Source organism: Mesorhizobium sp. M7A.F.Ca.US.005.03.2.1 (assembly GCF_003997795.1).
In the GTDB taxonomy this organism is placed as follows: Bacteria; Pseudomonadota; Alphaproteobacteria; order Rhizobiales; family Rhizobiaceae; genus Mesorhizobium; species Mesorhizobium ciceri.
On sequence record NZ_RZRP01000776.1, the window covers coordinates 1 to 2,977 of the forward strand.

The 2,977-nt window shown below is 65.2% G+C and carries 3 protein-coding genes; all 3 read left to right on the plus strand.

The features are described 5' to 3' along the window. Positions 1-50: 50 nt before the first annotated feature. Positions 51-719 carry an HAD-IA family hydrolase gene (locus tag EN991_RS30085; RefSeq protein WP_024502132.1) on the plus strand — a complete coding sequence of 223 codons (669 nt, stop codon included), beginning with the start codon at positions 51-53 and terminating at the stop codon, positions 717-719. Between the two features lie 19 nt (positions 720-738). Beyond that, complete coding sequence (locus EN991_RS30090; protein WP_063169695.1) at positions 739-2,088, plus strand: aminotransferase class III-fold pyridoxal phosphate-dependent enzyme; 1,350 nt, start codon at positions 739-741, stop codon at positions 2,086-2,088. A 34-nt stretch (positions 2,089-2,122) separates the two neighbouring features. After that, positions 2,123-2,977, plus strand: an 855-nt coding sequence (locus EN991_RS30095) for an aminotransferase class III-fold pyridoxal phosphate-dependent enzyme (RefSeq protein WP_127370107.1), incomplete at its 3' end; no start/stop codon positions are given.

Genomic DNA, 2,977 nt, shown 5'->3' on the forward strand with positions numbered 1-2,977 from the left:
GTCGAGGAAGGCATCGTCCCGCGCGGCAAGCCGGCCAAGGGAGTGGCGGCGTGAGTGCTGTTCCCGCCCAGGCGCTTGTCCTCGATTTCGGCGGCGTCGTCACCCGCACGCTGTTCGAGACCCACGCCTTGACCGAACAGGCGCTCGGCCTCGCGCCGGGGACGCTGCAATGGCGCGGGCCGTTCGATCCGGGCAGCGATCCGCTGTGGCGCGCCATGCAGGCCGACGAGATCAGCGAGCGTGACTATTGGCGCACACGCACAAGCGAGGTCGGCCGTCTGGTGGGCGAGGACTGGCAGGCGATGGAGACCTTCGTCCGGCGCGCGCGAGGGGCCGAGCCGGAAAAGGTGGTGCGGCCGGAGGCTGACAGCACCATTCGCACGGTGCATGCCGCCGGTTTTCGACTGGCCATCCTGTCCAATGAACTCGACCTGTTCTACGGCGCCGACTTCCGCCAGCGGCTGCCGTTGCTCGGCCTCTTCGATGTGATCATCGACGCCACTTACACCGGCATCCTCAAGCCCGACCCGCGTGCCTATGCCTTCGTCACCGAGGCGCTCGGCGTGCCGGCCGGCGCTTGCGTCTTCGTCGACGACCAGCGGCGCAATGTCGATGGCGGCTGTGCTGCCGGCATGCGCACGGTGCATTTCGACGTCGCTCGCCCGGCTCATTCCTATGCCGAGGCCCTCGGCCATTTCGACCTCGTCCCAGTTGCCTGAGATTTTTGCGGAGTCCATTATGCGCGACATCAATTTTCTCACCGAAACCAACGCCAAGCCGATCTGGCATCCGATGGCGCATCCGGCCGAGATGCGGGCAAACCCGCCAAAGGTGATCATGAAAGGCGAGGGTGTGATGGTCACCGACATCGCCGGCAACACCGTGCTCGACGCCGTCGGCGGCCTGTGGAACGTCAATCTCGGCTACAGCTGCGAACCGATCAAGAAAGCGATCGCCGACCAGCTTGGCGCGCTGCCCTATTATTCCGGCTTTCGCGGCACCTCGACCGGCCCGTCGATCGAGCTCGCCTACGAACTCTGCGAATGGTTCGAGCCAGAAGGCATGGTGCGGACGTTTTTCACTTCGGGCGGCTCGGATTCGGTCGAAACGGCACTTCGGCTGGCGCGGCAGTACTGGAAGATCCGCGGCCAGGCCGACCGGACCAAGTTCCTGGCGCTGAAGAAAGGCTATCACGGCACGCATTTCGGTGGCGCGTCGGTCAACGGCAACGCCAATTTCCGCCGCAACTACGAGCCGCTGCTGCCGGGCGTCTTCCACATTCCTGCGCCCTGGACCTTCCGCAACCCGTTCGACGAGACCGACCCAGTGCGGCTGGCAAAACTTTGCGCCAGGGCGCTGGAGGACGAAATCGCCTTCCAGGGCGGCGATACCATCGCCGCGTTCATCATGGAGCCGGTTCTCGGCGCCGGCGGCGTTATTGTTCCGCATGAGAGCTTCATGCCGCTGGTGCGCGAGATCTGCGACCGCCACGAGATCCTTTTGATCGCCGATGAGGTTGTCACCGGCTTCGGCCGCACCGGCGCATGGTCGGGTTCGCGTCTGTCCGGCGTGAAGCCCGATTTCATGACCATCGCCAAGGCGATCACTTCGGGTTATTTCCCGCTCGGCGCCACTTTGATCGGCGCCAAGGTCGCCGATGTCTTCGAGGCCGACAAGACCAGCTTCGGCGCCATCGGCCATGGCTATACCTATTCCGGCCATCCTGTCGGCTGTGCCGCGGGTCTGGCGGCGCTTGCCGAGACCAAACGGCTGCGCCTGAACGAGAACGCGGCCGCGCGTGGTGTCGAACTCGCAGCCGTGCTGGAGGGGCTGAAGGCGAAGCATGCGATCGTCGGCGATGTCCGGTACAAGGGCCTGATGGCGGCGCTGGAGCTGGTCTCGGACCGCGCGACGAAAAAGCCCGCCGACAAGAAGACCATGGCATTGGTTTCGGAGGCGGCCTACGAGGCCGGCGTCATGCTGCGCGTCTCCGGTAACGCCATCATCCTGTCGCCGCCGCTTATCGTCAGCGCCGCGGATGTCGCGAGGATCGGCGAAGCATTGGATGCAGGCCTGTCGAAGGTCTGAAGGTTTATTGGAGAGAACGGAGTTTCGAGACGCAATGACTCAACCGCAAGAAGCGCTGGTTAGCCGGCGCTCGCGCCTGCTCGGTGCGAAATCGCAATTGTTCTATGACGAGCCCGTGCACCTGGTGCGCGGCGAAGGCGTCTGGCTCTACGATGCCGACGGCCGCAAATATCTCGACGCGTACAACAATGTCGCCCATGTCGGCCACTGCCACCCCTATGTGGTCGAGGCCCTGTGCCGGCAGGCAAGCCTGCTCAACACCCACACGCGCTATCTGCACACCGCCATCCTCGACTATGTCGAGCGGCTGACCGCGACCTTCGATGCCAGCCTGCCGACCGCCATCCTGACCTGCACCGGCAGTGAGGCCAACGACATCGCGCTGCGCATGGCGCAGGCCGCCACCGGCCGCATGGGCATCATCGCCACCGACGCCACCTATCATGGCAACACCGCGGCGGTTTCGCAGCTCAGCACCCGCATGCCGCCGGTCGGCGGCCGCGCCCGCCACGTCAGGCTGGTGCCGGCGCCTGACAGCTATCGCCATCCGGCTGCGATGGCCACCGGCAAAGCCTTTGGCGACGCGGTGCGCGAAGCCATCGCCGCGCTGGCAAAGGACGGTATCGGCCTGTCCGGCATCATCCTTTGTCCGCTGCTCGCCAATGAAGGCTTTCCGACGCTCCCATCCGGCTTTTTCGACGACGCGATGCGCGCGGTGCGTGACGCCGGCGGACTGGTCATCGCCGACGAGGTGCAGCCTGGTTTCGGCCGCACCGGCAGTCATTTCTGGGGCCACCAGCGCGCCGGTTTCGTTCCCGACATCGTCACCATGGGCAAGCCGATGGGCAACGGCCATCCAATCGCCGCCGTGGTCACATCAAGGGAGATA

Bases quoted from the DNA above. Each gene is read 5' to 3' on its own strand.
- EN991_RS30090 (WP_063169695.1), top strand. From the start codon at position 739: ATGCGCGACATCAATTTTCTCACCGAAACCAACGCCAAGCCGATCTGG.